Source organism: Endozoicomonas sp. (genome assembly GCF_965196975.1).
Lineage (GTDB): Bacteria > Pseudomonadota > Gammaproteobacteria > Pseudomonadales > Endozoicomonadaceae > Endozoicomonas.
Genome location: NZ_OZ239981.1, coordinates 1,271,068 through 1,286,383 on the forward strand (window position 1 = coordinate 1,271,068; position 15,316 = coordinate 1,286,383).

At 48.0% G+C, this 15,316-nt stretch carries 12 protein-coding genes; 1 reads left to right on the forward strand and 11 read right to left on the reverse strand.

Annotated features, from left to right (window positions below; all coding sequences use genetic code 11):
• The first annotated feature begins 302 nt into the window (after positions 1-302).
• Positions 303-1,610 carry an MATE family efflux transporter gene (locus ACOCLE_RS05570; protein WP_419535857.1) on the forward strand — a complete coding sequence of 436 codons (1,308 nt, stop codon included), beginning with the start codon at positions 303-305 and terminating at the stop codon, positions 1,608-1,610.
• Positions 1,611-1,649: 39 nt separating this feature from the next.
• Here the strand turns inward: ACOCLE_RS05570 and ACOCLE_RS05575 are convergent, their stop codons facing one another.
• The 11 genes from ACOCLE_RS05575 to ACOCLE_RS05625 all read right to left on the reverse strand — a co-directional run bounded on the left by ACOCLE_RS05575 (position 1,650) and on the right by ACOCLE_RS05625 (position 15,040).
• Positions 1,650-1,985 (reverse strand): SMR family transporter, encoded by a 336-nt coding sequence (locus ACOCLE_RS05575; protein WP_419535858.1) that lies wholly within the window; start codon positions 1,983-1,985, stop codon positions 1,650-1,652.
• The gene (locus tag ACOCLE_RS05580) at positions 1,964-2,365 is read right to left on the reverse strand and encodes a DMT family transporter (protein ID WP_419535859.1); all 402 of its coding nucleotides are present in this window, start codon (positions 2,363-2,365) and stop codon (positions 1,964-1,966) included. The genes ACOCLE_RS05575 and ACOCLE_RS05580 overlap by 22 nt, the downstream gene beginning before the upstream one ends.
• Positions 2,366-2,628: 263 nt before the next feature.
• Positions 2,629-3,189, reverse strand: coding sequence for a Smr/MutS family protein (locus tag ACOCLE_RS05585; protein ID WP_419535860.1), 561 nt, complete (start codon positions 3,187-3,189; stop codon positions 2,629-2,631).
• A gap of 179 nt (positions 3,190-3,368) precedes the next feature.
• Positions 3,369-3,500: a cytochrome bd-I oxidase subunit CydX gene (gene cydX, locus ACOCLE_RS05590; RefSeq protein WP_419535861.1), complete on the reverse strand. Its 132-nt coding sequence runs from the start codon at positions 3,498-3,500 to the stop codon at positions 3,369-3,371.
• A gap of 19 nt (positions 3,501-3,519) precedes the next feature.
• A complete protein-coding gene (cydB, locus tag ACOCLE_RS05595; RefSeq protein ID WP_419535862.1) occupies positions 3,520-4,653 on the reverse strand; it encodes a cytochrome d ubiquinol oxidase subunit II in 1,134 nt (377 codons plus the stop codon).
• Between the two features lie 12 nt (positions 4,654-4,665).
• Positions 4,666-6,264 carry a cytochrome ubiquinol oxidase subunit I gene (locus ACOCLE_RS05600; RefSeq protein WP_419535863.1) on the reverse strand — a complete coding sequence of 533 codons (1,599 nt, stop codon included), beginning with the start codon at positions 6,262-6,264 and terminating at the stop codon, positions 4,666-4,668.
• Between the two features lie 308 nt (positions 6,265-6,572).
• Positions 6,573-8,552, reverse strand: a complete 1,980-nt coding sequence (locus ACOCLE_RS05605) for a hypothetical protein (RefSeq protein ID WP_419535864.1) — start codon at positions 8,550-8,552, stop codon at positions 6,573-6,575.
• A gap of 211 nt (positions 8,553-8,763) precedes the next feature.
• Positions 8,764-11,034 carry a diguanylate cyclase gene (locus ACOCLE_RS05610; RefSeq protein WP_419535865.1) on the reverse strand — a complete coding sequence of 757 codons (2,271 nt, stop codon included), beginning with the start codon at positions 11,032-11,034 and terminating at the stop codon, positions 8,764-8,766.
• Positions 11,035-11,264: 230 nt separating this feature from the next.
• The gene (locus ACOCLE_RS05615) at positions 11,265-12,173 is read right to left on the reverse strand and encodes an alpha-L-glutamate ligase-like protein (protein ID WP_419537157.1); all 909 of its coding nucleotides are present in this window, start codon (positions 12,171-12,173) and stop codon (positions 11,265-11,267) included.
• A gap of 102 nt (positions 12,174-12,275) precedes the next feature.
• Positions 12,276-13,808: an inactive transglutaminase family protein gene (locus tag ACOCLE_RS05620; protein ID WP_419535866.1), complete on the reverse strand. Its 1,533-nt coding sequence runs from the start codon at positions 13,806-13,808 to the stop codon at positions 12,276-12,278.
• Between the two features lie 68 nt (positions 13,809-13,876).
• A complete protein-coding gene (locus ACOCLE_RS05625) occupies positions 13,877-15,040 on the reverse strand; it encodes an ATP-dependent zinc protease (RefSeq protein WP_419535867.1) in 1,164 nt (387 codons plus the stop codon).
• Positions 15,041-15,316 lie beyond the last annotated feature (276 nt).

The following is a 15,316-nucleotide window of genomic DNA, read 5'->3' on the forward strand; positions in this document are numbered from 1 at the left end:
ATTGCAAAGAAGCTTGGGATTATTTAAGGTTGACGCCAACACTATTACCCGCTTTTTACTGATAATGATTCGACAAGCCCAGAACACAATGACAGTCACTCTGCTTTATGCGGCGGTTGTCTCTGCGCTTGTTAACACTGGCTGGCCTCAGCCGGTCATCTACTAGCTACTTCAGCACTCTTATTTCATTGAATTCCCAAACAGTACCCACTCTAATCAGAGCATGGGGCTTGCTTATGGATTATTTTTCAGCTGGCTGAAGTATGTTATTTCACAATCATTGTATTCTTCGAGAGTTCAGGGTGCTCCTCAAGCTCTCACTGCCCCTGATGGGCTCATATCTGGTGATGTCACTTGCGGGCTTCATCGACACTTTAATGGCAGGGCAGTACAGCACCGTTGATCTGGCCAGCGTAGCCATAGCCTATACGGCCTGGATTCCCGTCAATGTTTTTCTTGTTGGTCTGCTGATGGGGAAAACGGCTTTTATCTCTCAGCTTTATGGGGCGGGAAAGCTACGGGATATTGCGGCTATGGGACAGCAGGGTCTAATGCTGGCTGCAGGCTCAGGGATTGTCGGTCTGGCATTGCTGTCTGTTTTTTCCGAACTATTGATCTATGTGGATGCCAGTAGTGCTGTCCGGGAAATTGCCTCAGGTTATTTAACATTTGTCGCCCTGGGAATGCCGGGCGTTGCTTTGAGTCAGGCATTGCGAAGCTATCTGGAGGGGCAGGGTTATGTCCGTTCCGTGATGGTTGCCCACGTGCTGGGGCTGCTGATCAATATCCCACTGAACTATGCCCTGATATATGGGCGATTTGGCCTGCCAGAAATGGGCGGTGTAGGATGTGGTATCGCCACAGCCGTTATCATGTGGCTTTCACCGCTGTTTATGGTGGCTTATATCTGTTTTAACAAGGCACTGAAATCAACATCTCCCTTGTGCTACGCACTGGATCTTGACCTGGAAAAGCTGAAAGCTCTGATTGCAGTTGGGCTGCCCATTGCGGTTACTCTGTTTTGCCAGTTTCTGGTATTTATGGTGATCACCCTTTTACTGGCATCCCACGGGCATGTTGTTGTGGGAGCGCACCAGATAGTCTTTAACGTTTCGACATTACTGATGATGGTTCCTTCTACTATTGGTGGGGCTGTGACCATAAGAGCAGCCTACCATATCGGCTCAGGGCATCGTTCCATGGCTAATCTGGCTTCTCTGGTTGGGTTGTCTTTTACCTTGATTGCTATGTGCGTTTTGGGGACTGTGGTCTGGTGGGAGAGATTGTCAATTGTTCGTTTATATACCCAGGATCCTGCTGTTACCACGCTGGCCGAATCACTGATGGGATTGGTGGTATTGTATTTATTGTTAACAGTGATTCAGCAGGTAGGTGCGGCGGCACTGAGGGCGTATCGGGATACCTTTTCAGTGATGCTGATCATGCTCGCTTGTCTTTGGGTGATTATGCTGCCATTAGGGTATTTCCTGGCAAACACTGATGTTTTCACTGCACCGATGGGTGTAAAAGGGTTCTGGCTGGCAATGGTTTTCGCTTATTTTATTGCGGCGATGGGAGTTTGCTACCGCTGCTACCGGGTGCTGAGTTAGTGTTAAGGGGCACATCATGATGATGTGCCCTCACTACCATTACATAGATAGCTTGAGAAATAGAATGGCAATCAGGGTGGTTGCTATACCCAGCACCTTAATTGGATGCAGACTTTCTCCAAACATCATTCTGCCAATAATTGAAGTGGCAATAATGCCAAGTGCTCCCCAAAGTGCGTAGGCAACACTGAGATCAATGCTTTCCAGGGCAAAGGACAGGAAAACAAAGGCCGCAATCTGTACGATCATCACCATCATGGCGAACCGCTTTTTGGTAAAGCCGTTGGACAGCTTGGTCAGTACATTACCAATAATGTCACAGCTTGAAGCGGCAACAACCCAGAAAATAGCAATCAGTTGCAGATGGTCTGACATGGCTGCAGCTCCTTCTCATTGGTCGGTTGCGCTTTACTTTCCTGTTCCTGCTTTTCCGACAGTTTCTCCCCCAGGTTCATCAAAACCATGCCGGTCATCAGTGAGGCCATGGCAATCAGTTTGTTAGTTGAGAACGTTTCGTCAAAGTAATACCAGGACATCAGGCTGATCAGTAACAGGCCGAGCCCTTCCCACATGGTATAAGCAATCGCCAGGGGGATTTTGCGAACCGCCTGGGACAGGAAGAAGTAGGAAATGGAAATTAAAATAGCCATCAGTGTATAGCCCATCACAGGACTGCTTCCTGATGCCATTTTCATAAAGGATGTGCTGGCCACCTCGGTAATGATGGCCAGAAACAACATAAACCAGTAATACATAGGGGTTCCCCCGATCAAGAGATCAAAATAAATAAACTTAGGCTGGTTGTGTTCTTTTTCCAGCAAAAGGCAGGCAGGGGGGAACTAGAGGCCTGTGCGCCAATAGCGCTCAGCCGGGTAGTGGCAGTTAGCTGTGTAAAGACTGGGTGATATACAACGCATTTTAGGCAGAGATCATAGACCTGATTGAAGTAATAATATCATGCCTGATATCGGACGATAAGCAGCATTTGTTCTTATGGTTTGCTGTGAAATGTTATGCATTATTTTCGTTTCAATAGGACCAGTACTGAACCCGTTCCACCTTCTGAAGGTGGTGCAGAACAAAATGCCAGAACATCCGGCATCTGCTTTAACCAGTGATTAGTATGGCTCTTTAACGTCGACTGACGTTCTTTACTTCGGTGAGACTTGCCGTGGATAATGCGCACACAGGTCAGTCCACGGAAGCGGGAAACCTGGATGAACTCATTGATCAACTCTCTGGCTTCATCAATCTTATAGCCATGCAGATCCACTTGAAACTGAACGGGAATCATCCCCTGACGTAGCTGCCTGAGCCTGGTTGTCTGGATTCCGGGTCGAGAGAACTCAATAAACTGTTCGGGATCGACCGGCTCAATCCATGACTCGGAGAGTGCTGCTCCAGCCGGTGGTTTTTCCTGTTCAGCGGCTCTTCGGCGAGCCCTAAGCGTACTTTCAGGGACGTCCGTGTTTGGCTTACGACTGATACCTGTATGTGTCTTATTGCTTTTCTTTCCGCTTAATGGTCGTACGTCACTCATTGCTTCCTGGAAGCTTTGTTCGTCATCTCTCTCGGACATAAAAATAGCTACTTTTAACTGAGTGGGTCGTGCGGCGATTAGCGGTTATATGGAGAGGTATTGTACTAATAGTGCAAGTATCAAACCACTTGAGAGTGCTTTTTTATTACCTTGAAATAAACAACCCCCATCAAATGACAGGGGTGCATATAAACAATCAGGCTATCAGAGTGTTGGTTTTACTCAGGCTTATGCCGAGGTGCTCCGGTCTCTTCATCAAAGTGATCAGTGTGGAACTCATACCACATTACATTAATGATGCCGAAAGCGCATGCCAGAAGTACACCAAGGATCCATGCAAAATACCACATTGTTCAGCTCCCTCTATATTCAGTAAAGTGAATGACTTTCTTGTTCAATGCGCTCAGCGGTCATACGGCCCCAGAGCTTGTAGAAGCACCATGTGGTATAGCCGAGAATGATGGGCACAAATACCACAGCAACTCCGGTCATAATCGCCAAGGTCATAAAGCTGGAGGTAGCATCCCAGAGCGTCAGACTGAACTGAGGGTGAGTATTGGATGTCAGTATAAACGGGAAGAGGCTGAATCCCGCGGTCATAATGATTCCAGCCTGAGCCAGTGATGAACACGTAAAATTCAGACCATCCAGTTTTGTGCCAGAAAATACAATGACGCCAATTGTCCCCAGGAAGCCAAGTACCGGTGCGATCATCATGACCGGGTACAGACTGTAGTTATTCAGCCAGGCACCTTCCGCCAGAATGACGGTCTTGTTCAAAGGGTTGGATGGGGCGTTTGTATCCACAATGCTGGTGATCTGATAGCCATTGATATGAGCAAGCCAGAAACCGCCAATAGCAAAAGCAACCAGTGTCAGGATGGCAGAATAACGGGCAACGGCAGCTGCTCGATGGCGGATCGGATCACCAGAACGCATTTTCTGCCAGACAGCGCCCTGCATGGTCAGCATGGAAGCACTGACAATGCCGCACAACAGTGAAAACGGGTTGAGCAGGTCAAAAAATGAGCCGGTAAAGCTGGAGCGCATGAATCCATCAAGCTGGAACTCAAAGCCAACAAAGATATTGCCAAAACCCACGCCGAATACGATGGAAGGAACAATACCGCTGGCAAACAGTCCCCAGTCCCAGGCATTGCGCCAGCGTGGGTCAGGCAGTTTGGAACGGTAGTCAAATGCCATCGGGCGAATTAACAGGGCGAATAGCACCAGAACCATTGCCCAGTAGAAGCCGGAGAAGGCTGTCGCATATACAGTAGGCCAGGCGGCAAACAGCGCACCACCGGCAGTAATCAGCCACACCTGGTTACCGTCCCAGTGAGGGGCGACAGCATTAATCATGATACGACGCTCAGTGTCGTTTTTGCTCATGAATGGCAGAAGGTTGGCAGTACCCAGATCGTAGCCATCCATGATGGCAAAACCGATAAACAGGACGCCAATCAGAACCCACCAGATAAATCGGAGAACTTCATAATCCATTGTCATCACTCCTTATGCTTTTCCCTGGAGGTTGCTGGAAAGATCGCCATCAGCAATCGCCTGTTTTTGTTCGAAGTGATAACGGCCTGTATGCAGACTGCTGGGGCCGATTTTGCAGTACTTAACCATAAGCCAGATTTCAACAATGGCAAAAATGCCATAAAACAGCGTGAATCCAGCAATGCTCAGGTAAAGGTCAGTAACGGTTCGTGTTGAAGCTGACAGATAGGTTGGCAGGATACCTGAAATAGACCAGGGCTGACGGCCAAATTCCGCAACAAACCAGCCCATTTCACTGGCAATCCAGGGCAATGGTAACGACCACAGGCAGAGCTTCAGGAAGAAGCGACTCTTGTATTCCGAACGGCGGGCGGTTTTCACAAACGCTGTGACCAGCAGTAGGAGCATCAGGAAACCACAGCCGACCATAATACGGAAGGCGAAGAAGAGAGGCCATACTGTTGGAATGGCATCTTCAGCTGCCTGACGGATCATGGCATCCGAGGCAGATGGAATATCATCCGTATATCGGGACAACAGCAGTCCATAACCCAGGTCATCGACGACTTCAAGAAATGCAGCTCGGTTCTCAGGTGTATCTTCACCAGCCTTCAGCTTCTGAAGTAATTCATAGGCAATCATGCCATTCTTGATGCGTGGGATTTTGCCTTCAATCAAGTCTTTGATACCGGCGACCTGTTCATCCAGGGAGCGGGTAGCAATAATACCCATCACGTATGGAATCTTGATGGCGTAGTCAGTTTCCATATTTTCCTGGTCAGGAATACCGATGACGGTAAAGCTGGCCGGAGCAGGATGAGTATCCCATTCTGCTTCAATGGCAGCCAGTTTTACTTCCTGAACATCACCCAGCTCATAACCGGACTCGTCACCGAGCAGGATAACGGACAGGATGGCAGCTAAACCAAAGCCTGAAGCAACGGCAAAAGAGCGACGGGCAAAGCCGATATCTCTATTCTGGAGCAGGTAGTAGGCGGAAATGGACAGTACGAAAATAGCGCCAGTAGTGTAGCCTGCCGCTACGGTATGAATAAACTTAACCTGTGCAACCGGGTTGAATACCAGGTCAGCAAAGCTGGTCATCTCCATGCGCATGGTTTCAAAGTTGAACTCTGCACCTACCGGGTTCTGCATCCAGGCATTAGCAATCAGAATCCAGAGCGCAGACAGGTTGGTACCAATGGCCATCAGCCAGGTACAGGCCAGGTGCTGAACTTTGCTCAGACGGTCCCAGCCAAAGAAAAACATGCCAACAAAGGTAGATTCCAGGAAGAATGCCATGAGGGCTTCAATGGCCAGTGGGGCACCAAAGATATCGCCGACATAGTGGGAGTAATAAGACCAGTTGGTACCAAACTGAAACTCCATGGTAAGGCCGGTGGCCACACCAATGGCGAAGTTGATACCGAAGAGCTTACCCCAGAAACGGGTCATGTCTTTATAGATCTGTTTGCCCGTCATAACATAGACGGACTCCATGATCGCCAGAATAAAGGTCATTCCAATCGTCAGCGGGACGAATAGAAAGTGATAGAGCGCAGTAATGGCAAATTGAAAGCGCGAGAGATCTATGACTTCTTCCAGAATCATAAGACTCCTCCACAGGTGAAATCAGGAGATACGCCCAGCTACCTGCATCATAGAACGTAAATGGGGCTTCAGCCAGCGGCTCCCATCAGGACAACTGGAATCGGATGGTGTTCCGGCTCCAGTGGCGTCACTTGAAAAAAAGCGTGTGGTGAAGTCTGCGTGCTATTGATAGCGAATCTGGGCAATAAATAATCAACGAACTATAGTACCTCATGTAAAAAAGTAGGTATATTTCGGTATGCCGCACACTGTTTGACTTATTGCCTACTGCATGGCGATACGGACTGCTAGATGCAGTGGATCACTGCTTATGCCATGCCTTTTAAGCTTAAGCGGGTAATGGTTTTTTTAGCGTTGTAAAGATCGATTTGCCAGTTGTCTTTGGGTTGAGGAACTTCCATAGCTGAGACATTATCCAGAGAATAGGAAGCACTCAGTGGTGTTTCATAGCGGGCAATAAATTGAAGTCTTTCCAGGCTGGCATTATAGGTTTTAACCAGAAAGTTGATCGTCTGATCACTGAGTGGGACCCGGTAATAACGAATCAGGTTTTGAGCCAGCTTCTCAGCACTGGCCGCAAGGTTCTTTTCCACGGCACTTGCCATGGCTTCACCCCAGGCCGCTTTTGTCCGTGCACTCATTCCCGGTTCAATATTGGCCAGACTGATGGCATTGGCACTTTCAATTGCCCTTTGTATCTGTGGGTCGTGAAGGTGAATGTAAGGGTCGAGAATGGTTGCGATCTCAATGGCAATATCTCGGGCACGCGCTTCCGTCAGTCTTTTCTCAGAGTCTGACGGTATTGAGTTTTGTTGGCTGTTTTCGTCAGCTTGGAGAGTTTCAAGCATAACCTTAGATAAATCGGGTGATTCATTCAGGTATTGGCGGATACGCTGCGTGACTTCAGCTTTATCTTCATCGTCAAGGAAAATCGTCTGTTCGGAGATGGTCAGGCTGCGCTTCAGGTTTTCATTATTCTGGTGTTGATACTTGCTGGATAGCTTTTGCCAGTTCTTCAAAGCCCGCTTCAATAGCAGGCTGTCCCGTCCCTGTTTCAGGTAGGCCCTGTGGCTTTCATTATAGATCTGGAGCGCTTTTTCCAGCTGCTGGCTCTTTGTTGTTAGTGTCAGCAGGTGCTTTTTTGCCCCTTTTTTCTGGGGGCTGGAAAGGGTCAGTTGACGGGCTTCACGAACCTGGAGACTCAGATTGTCCAGGGACTTTGTAGCGATGGCCAGCAGTTTGTGGGTGCTTAAGCCGTTACCACTGCCAATTTCTGAGGGAATACCTATGTTATTCAAGTAAGTGGTTAATGCCTTCAGGCGGGAGTATACCCTTGCGCGGCTGATGCGAAGGTCGTTTCGTTCTTCCTCCAGCTTATCCAGGGCTCTGGCAAGATCCCAGTGGCCGGTGTACTCAATTTTCAGATAGGCAATTTCCCGGCCGCAGATCAGCTCAAAACACAGCGTCAGTATCTCTTCCACGTCGTGCAGTGTCATCAGGTTTTCATTGCCTTCCTCAATGGCGGAAAGAACCCGCTCAATAAAGAGGGGCTCCCGTTTTTGTCCATCATGGGGGCGGGCAACAACACCATTAAGGCGCTTTTTAAGTGCCTCGGCGGTTCGGGGGTGGTTCTCATTGAGAGAGATCCAGGCCTTATCAGCTTCCTCCCTGGCCTCTTCAACAATGTCCTGCATCCGGTTGTACAGCCCGGCTCGGCGGAATATTTCGATACGCTCTGCCTGTTTTGCCAGCTGCTGGTTACCGGTCAGGTCTTCAATCGCCGTAGAAACCCACTCGGGCCCAAGATCAAGCTTGCGCAATAGAATGCCGGCAGAGTGAATACGACGTTGTTCTTCTGTCATATTCACCTGACCAAGGTCTCGAACCTGATAGATCAGCTCGGGAATCTGGTCGATCAGGTTCAGAAGGCTTATTCGGTCCCTCGCCTGCTGGCGACCATGGGTCATGTTGTGAAAAAGACGGTAGCCGACACCGAGTGCAACTGCGATAACGGAGTAGCCGAGGAAATAAAAAGCCCGTTCAAGAGGCATCATAACGCCATAGGCAAAATAGTAGCCAAAATAGGCAGCCATTAGGGTAACAGGGCCAGCAGTCCATGCGAATTGAAGAATGGTGACGCTCCAGGGCTCCTGGTGTGGTGCTCTGGCAACTTTCTCGAGCCAGCGAAGGTCGCGTCCTTCCAGTTTAAGATCAACGTTTTCCAGCTTCTTTTTCTGTTGCTCTTTTTTATCGGGAGCATTGTGATGAAGGCCGGTTGCTTTCGACATGTTGGAGTTAACCTGAGGCGGGGGGACTCTTTTGAGAGATATTTTAATCAGCCTGAACTGTGAATCCCTATATGTAAATCTACGATAATCACAGACTTTCGGTCTTGATAGCCTTTCCTGAACGATATTTACTCAGAGAGATGAATACGATTTTGGGTAACAGGCTATTGCTTTCATTTATTCGGGTAGTGTTGATGGTTAAATCCTAGCCTCATGTAGCTGGTAGGCGAACATCGATAAGATTTGTGCTGATAGATGTCCGGTTTTTACCTTTCTGTTTTGCCCGATACATCGCAGCATCGGCATCTTCGAGTAATTTTTCTAAAGTATTCGTTTCCTTGGAAAGGGCTGACATTCCAATGCTTATGGTTATAAGCTTGCAGTTGGACCATTTATTGTTGTCTGCGTGTTCTTTTGCGATGGCATTTCTAACTCTTTCTGCAACACGGAATGCCTGCCAGGGCTCTGTGTTAGGCAATAATGCGACAAACTCTTCTCCACCGTAGCGGCCTAATAAGTCTTTGTGCCTGAGAGTTTTTCGACATACCAAAGCCGTTGTTTTAAGTATCTGGTCTCCAACATGGTGACCCTGCTGGTCATTAAGTTGTTTGAAGTTATCAATGTCCATAAACAGTGCGCAGCATGCTTGAGCAGAATCATTATTTGCTGTAGCCATAATGATTTTCTCTGCTTCCTGGTGAAAGGCTCGTCGATTCAACAGTCCTGTCAATGAGTCAAGGCTGGCCTGCTGTTGCCAGAAAAGAGACTGACGGTTGGCTTGAAAGAGAGTGCATGCATGGCTACTGATGTCACAGGCCGTCTGCCATGTAGTAGCGTTTCGATGATGCCTGGATGGAGATAAAACCAGCAAAATTTTTTCTTCAGCTTCAACAGTCAGCGGAAAAACCCAGTAAATAGTACCGAACCGATCTTTAAAATTTATCTTTGTTTCAGTTCCAGAAGTGATGACGTTCAGTAAGTCATTTTCTATGGCGGGTAACTGGCTTTGCAGGCTGGCTGCCGTTTGTGAGTAGTTCGATACGTTCCCAAGGGTAATATGCCATTCATTATAATGATGCTGAAGTATCAAGGCGGGAATCCCGGGTAACACTTCCTCAAAAGTAGAAAGCACCCTCTGGGTGAGTTCGCTATCAGCCAGTGGAGAGTTGGGATTCTGGAGGTGTTCCCTGAGGGCTGTTTCAAATATTCGTCGTTTTCTACTGGCAGGGGCAATGGCATTGATGGACATGGCATGCTGTAAGTTTTGCTGATGGTTATACCAGTAGAACAGCGGTAATAATGCCGCGTGCAGTGAAAGCAATATAAGTTCTGGATAGGTAGGCAGGCTTCTTGGCCATGCTTCTGTAAACCAGGACCATGAGAGAAGAGATAGCATGGTCAGTGCGGAAGGAAATGCCATTTTAGCCGGTCGGATACCGTTATAAAGGCAATAGGCTGTGGCAATGACAACCAGTGTGAAGCTTATCAGTAAGGAAAAGGCGGCAAGCTCCATGGTTGTTTTTGGGGCAGAGCTTTCTGCACTTATCGCATAAATAGCCAGAGTAATGCCGAGAGTGTTGAGTGAAAGAATCAATCTATCTGTTTTTGGGGTGTAGATTGGTAGCAATGCCAGCGTTCGATAGCTGGCGATCCCGGTAACTATCACCAGGGTTGTCATTAAGATTAACCAGTGCCCAGGGTCTCCTAACCATGAAATAGATCGAAAAATTTCACCTTCCCACATTAGAATCATTACATTCGCAGCAAGCATATGGCTAATCAATAAATAGAGTGCCGGGGTGCGGTTTCTGAGGGTCAGGGTAAAGATAAAAATCAGCGCAACCAGTAAGAGAGTCTGAATTGAGCTGATAGCCGTTCGTTGTTCGCTCAGCTTTTCAAGGTAGTTGAGTGATGGCCACAGCTCGGGTTTAAGTTGGTTAAGAGGAGCAGTGTGGTGACGCAGGTAGTAGGTTTTTGTTTCACCTCGTTTGAGTTCAAGCTTCATGGCGTTTGGCGCCATACCAGACCGTGAACCATCCATGCCCATTTTTTTGAGGCGATAGCCCTCATCTACAGGCACAAAAATATCCAGTTTTTTATGGGGAACCTGGCGGAACACCATCAGCCAGTCGTGAGGGGAATAGGGTGAAAGCTTAACTTCCAATCGGTGCCATTGCTGGGGGGTATCTTGAGCTGGTTGTGAACTGGTAAATATGTCAGTGGGAGGTTTGACAGGAGTTAGTTTCAGGTTGGTGATGGCTTCATCGCCGCTGAGATAAACTGGTGATGCAGCTAATGATCCGGAGAGTGCTATGAGTAGTGCAAGAAATGCAAGACGAAACCAGTTTGCAGGTTTGTTGAAGACCTGATATTGATCGTTTTTTCCGGATAAATGTTGTACGGCAAACAACAACTTCGTCTTCCCTAACGAGGAAACAGGTTCCAAATCAATTGCCCAGTGTCCATTTTTTTTGGATTGCAAAGCACTTCCTCCTTCCTGGAGAAACAGAGCATGGGTGCAATTCTGACACAGTAGCAGGAGGTCTGTGAAGTCTGTGTAGCAGCAAAGTTGTGTTTGCAGTGAGGTCGCGTTTCTCTTTATTAATTTATGTGCTGCGCAGCCATTGCGATCTATTTGCCCTGACCGGCAAAATCTGAACGCCGAAAAGTTTTAACAGAGGTTGCCTGGATCATAAAGTCCAGGCGCAGGGGTCAGCTGATGGAGGTAATTCCAAAATGCTTTTGCGAAAAAGCGACACGATCCTCAATTGGCAAGTCATGTTTGCGTAAGGCTTCTATGGTTTTAAGCCTTGGTTTGATTCCCTGACCGTTGGCAATCTGAATAGCAAGACCTGGTCTTGCATTGAGCTCCAGAATCAGTGGCCCAAGATGTTTATCCAAAACCAGATCAACACCCAGATAACCCAGATTGGTCATCTCATAGCAGGCAGCGGACAGGCTTAGTATTTTATGCCAGTGGGGGACTTTAAGAGCTGAGAAATTGTGGCCAGTATCTGGATGAAGGCTTACCGGTAAATCATGCTGGACACTTCTCAGGCTGTTACCGGTGGCAATATCCAGGCCGACACCGACGGCACCCTGATGGAGATTGGCCTTTCCATCCGATTTCCGGGTAGCAAGACGCATCATCGCCATTACTGGAAATCCTCGGAAAACAATGACCCGAATATCCGGTACACCTTCAAAGCTGTAGTCATTAAAAATAGGGTCAGCTACGATCAGGCTTTCAATAACGGCGACGTCTGTTTTTCCACCCAGACTGTAGAGACCTCCCAAAATATTGGACACGTCCCGGCTAATCGCGTTAAAGGACAGACTTTCGCCACTGGCCTTAACGTATCGGTCTCCATCACGGCCGGTAATCACCAGAATGCCTTTGCCGCCACTGCCCTTGGCCGGTTTGATGACAAACTTCTCAAGGGGCTCAAGAATGCTCTTTAACTTGCGAATATCTGACTGGTATTCGATCACACCAATCAGTTTGGGTACGTCAACACCGGCTTTCTCGGCCATGCGTTTGGTGGTTAGTTTGTCATCCACCAGTGGCAGGAGACGCCTTGGATTATATCGAGAGATATAATTCAGGTTGCGGCTGTTCATGCTCAATATCCCGGACTCCTTGAGCCGGGAAGGTGTTGCTATTGAGCTTTTTGTCAGCGTGTTTTGAACAAAACTACTTAACCATCCCATGGAAGCCGACCTCTACTTATCAGAATGAACCAGTGGGTAGAACCGCTTGAGTTCAAGCAGTCGATAGCCAGTATACTGACCAAGCAGCAGAACAATACCCAGTAGGGTCAGCATGAGCTCAGGGAAGTTGAAGGTCAGCTGTTCAACAATGGGATTAGACATCAACAGGTAGCTCATGGTTGCCACCAGAAGGCTGCCACCGCCTTCTTTCAATACATCCTTAGGGCCTTCTTCCTCCCAGAGGATGGACATCCTCTCAATGGTCCATGCCAGGATGATCATTGGGAAGAAAGTGACCGTCAGTGCCTGGGTAATTCCCAGTTTCCAGCTCAGGATGCTCATGGCAGCCATTATCAAAATTACCACAATGATGACGGCTCCAAGCCGTGCAACTAACAGCATGTTTTGTTGGCTTAGGAAGGATCGAATCCATAAACCAATGGATACCAGCGATATGAAAATGACCAGTCCAGGAATCAATTGAGTTTGCAGGAAGGCCATGGCAATAAGGACTGGCATGAAGGTGCCGGATGTTCGGAGGCCGACGACGATCCGCATAAATAGAACAACCAGTACTCCGATCGGTATCAGTAAGATGATCTTAAAGGCATTCTGGACTTCCAGAGGCAGTGAGTAGATTGAAAAGTCGATTAATGCTGCACCATCCTGAGTTGCCTGGGTTAGTGCCAGCTCTCTGGTTGGGACATTCTGGGAAATAATAGAAAACTTAACGTCAGAGTTAACGCCACCCATTACATCCAGAAGCGATTTGGCTCCACGTTGCCAGAGGAAGAAGGCATCTGGGTTGCCGGCTTTACCGGTTTTGGGGTCGAATAGTTGCCATTCAGTACCATCATACACTTCTATCATGTCAACGATGGGTTGTCTGCGACGGCCGTCTTCGAGGTGGAGGCCCCGAACAATGCGAGCGGGGATATTCCCCATATGGAGCAGATTAACGATTAGGTCCGGAAGCTTGACGCCTTCTTCCACCATACCGAGCAGCATATTGGTGTTCTGGCTTGGTTCTTTGGCGTTAAACTGGCTGATCATAGTGCCGGCAAAACTTATAGGATCCGCTGAACGATCGGTAACCCGCTTTAAGAGACTTTTTGCAGCAGTTTGATACGGCTCGGGGAGAACAGGTGCAATGAATACTTCAGGCTGATCATTAACGCTTGGGCTTATTCCGGGCTCCAGGCGGAGTTTGACCTTATAAAATAAGTCCTGCCGGCCATCTGCTTTGCGTGTGCTCCAGACAGCCCGCCGTTGGCCACCATCATTAGTCTGGTTAATGCCATACCCGGGTGAGGCGAAGGATTCATCGAGAATTCTTACGTCAGACTGCTGATCCGGGAGAGTCAGACTAGCCTGGGCAGCTTGCCCCTGGGCCTTGAAGCTCACCCAGGCTTCAATACTCCAGACAGTAGAGACATCCTTGCCCAACAGAGGGAAACCCAGTGCAAAGTGTTTGTACAGGGTTAATCCCAGGCCGGCAACAATCAGTACAGCAACCATAAGGCCAAGCTGAAAACGACCTTTCATTCTTTCCCTCGCTTTTAACTGTCTATCTTACTGCTCAAGGCTGCATGTCGTTCAGGACGTTCTGCCGCTCAGGGCTGTTTGGTATCAGAAGTGTATTCTCTGGAGACATCCACCAGTGCTCGTTTCTCAAGAAAGCGTGCACCAATCAATGCCGGGTATTCATAGTTCTCCCGACTTCGCAGGGTGAACTGTGTGGGGCGAGTAATGTTACCAATCTGAGCATTCAGTGTGATGACGGGACGACGCTCGGATTCTTCGCCGTGCCGTTTTATGCGGACAAAGCGTGTTATGGGTTCCTCCATGGTGATCAGGTCACCAATGGAATTTGCCAGCTGGAACCGTACCCAGTCTGTATTATTTTTCTGGAATAGCTCGATATCCCGTGCATCAATAGACGATGTCAGTGCACCAGTGTCAATCCGGGCTTTCAGGATGGTGCCTGAATCAGGTAAAGCCATATGCTCAACAGATCCAAGAGTGGTTAAACCCTTTACACTGACGGGTTTGATGGTTGCTCTTGTGTAAGATTTCTGGGTAATGGGAACGACAGCCTTCCGGTTATTGGAGCTGACTACTGATTTGGTTGCGATAAACTTTTGATTGACATCAATAACGGCGAGGTCTTGCATGAAACTTCTGCCAATTAAGAGAGGAGACTCATATTTGCTTCGATCAGTAAGAGATACTGGAACTGCTTGAGTAATTTCTCCAATAGTTATTGTCAGGTGAATAACCGGACGTTCCACAGAGTCTAACCCTGGACGCTTGATCTTAATAATACCTTTAACGGGTTGTTCGAGTTGAACTGTCCCTTTGGAGGTGCGGTTAAGATCAAACTTGACCCATTTTTTTCCATCTCTTTCAAAGAACTGGATGTTTCTGGCGTCAACAGAGCTATTCTCTGCGCCAGTATCGAGCTTTGCCAGCATGCTGAGGTTCAGGTTTGGCAGTGAGGCGGTTTCATTGATGCCCAATACCAGGCGCCCATCCAGGTGAGCGGGTGTTTGTATTGTCTGCTCACGAATGGTGATTGCATGGGTCTCAGCAGGAGGCAGGGTTTTTTCCTCCGGTCTTGATGGCACCACGGGTTGTTCCGACTTCTCAGGAACTGGAATGGGTTGAATAATACTTGAATCGTCCTTTTTGGGACGTTCTTTATAAAAAACTGTTTGACAGCCGGTCAATATCATGATGGAAAAAAGTAAAGCGGGCAGGGCCAAGTTGCGTAACATGTGACTAGCACTACGATTTTTTGAGGATTATTAAGGTTCACGCGTCATATGCGTGCAGCCATGGCTGTTGCCTGTAATCAACGGATCATAGAAGTACTTAATTACTTCTGAATATAGTGGCTGAAGTATCGGCAACTAAAAGTCAGGAAGCTTACTTGATCTGACTTCACTTGCCAATTGTTAATCATGACTAAATTCTGATAAGTGTCCGGTAATATTAAGCCGAATGCTTATTTCTGATTGGGTTATTTGCTAAAAGTAACTATTCAGCACCCT

Coding starts and splice junctions, on each gene's coding strand:
- ACOCLE_RS05575 (WP_419535858.1), bottom strand. CDS start 1,985: ATGTCAGACCATCTGCAACTGATTGCTATTTTCTGGGTTGTTGCCGCT.
- ACOCLE_RS05580 (WP_419535859.1), bottom strand. CDS start 2,365: ATGTATTACTGGTTTATGTTGTTTCTGGCCATCATTACCGAGGTGGCC.
- ACOCLE_RS05585 (WP_419535860.1), bottom strand. CDS start 3,189: ATGTCCGAGAGAGATGACGAACAAAGCTTCCAGGAAGCAATGAGTGAC.
- cydX (WP_419535861.1), bottom strand. CDS start 3,500: ATGTGGTATTTTGCATGGATCCTTGGTGTACTTCTGGCATGCGCTTTC.
- cydB (WP_419535862.1), bottom strand. CDS start 4,653: ATGGATTATGAAGTTCTCCGATTTATCTGGTGGGTTCTGATTGGCGTC.
- ACOCLE_RS05600 (WP_419535863.1), bottom strand. CDS start 6,264: ATGATTCTGGAAGAAGTCATAGATCTCTCGCGCTTTCAATTTGCCATT.
- ACOCLE_RS05605 (WP_419535864.1), bottom strand. CDS start 8,552: ATGTCGAAAGCAACCGGCCTTCATCACAATGCTCCCGATAAAAAAGAG.
- ACOCLE_RS05615 (WP_419537157.1), bottom strand. CDS start 12,173: ATGAACAGCCGCAACCTGAATTATATCTCTCGATATAATCCAAGGCGT.
- ACOCLE_RS05620 (WP_419535866.1), bottom strand. CDS start 13,808: ATGAAAGGTCGTTTTCAGCTTGGCCTTATGGTTGCTGTACTGATTGTT.
- ACOCLE_RS05625 (WP_419535867.1), bottom strand. CDS start 15,040: ATGTTACGCAACTTGGCCCTGCCCGCTTTACTTTTTTCCATCATGATA.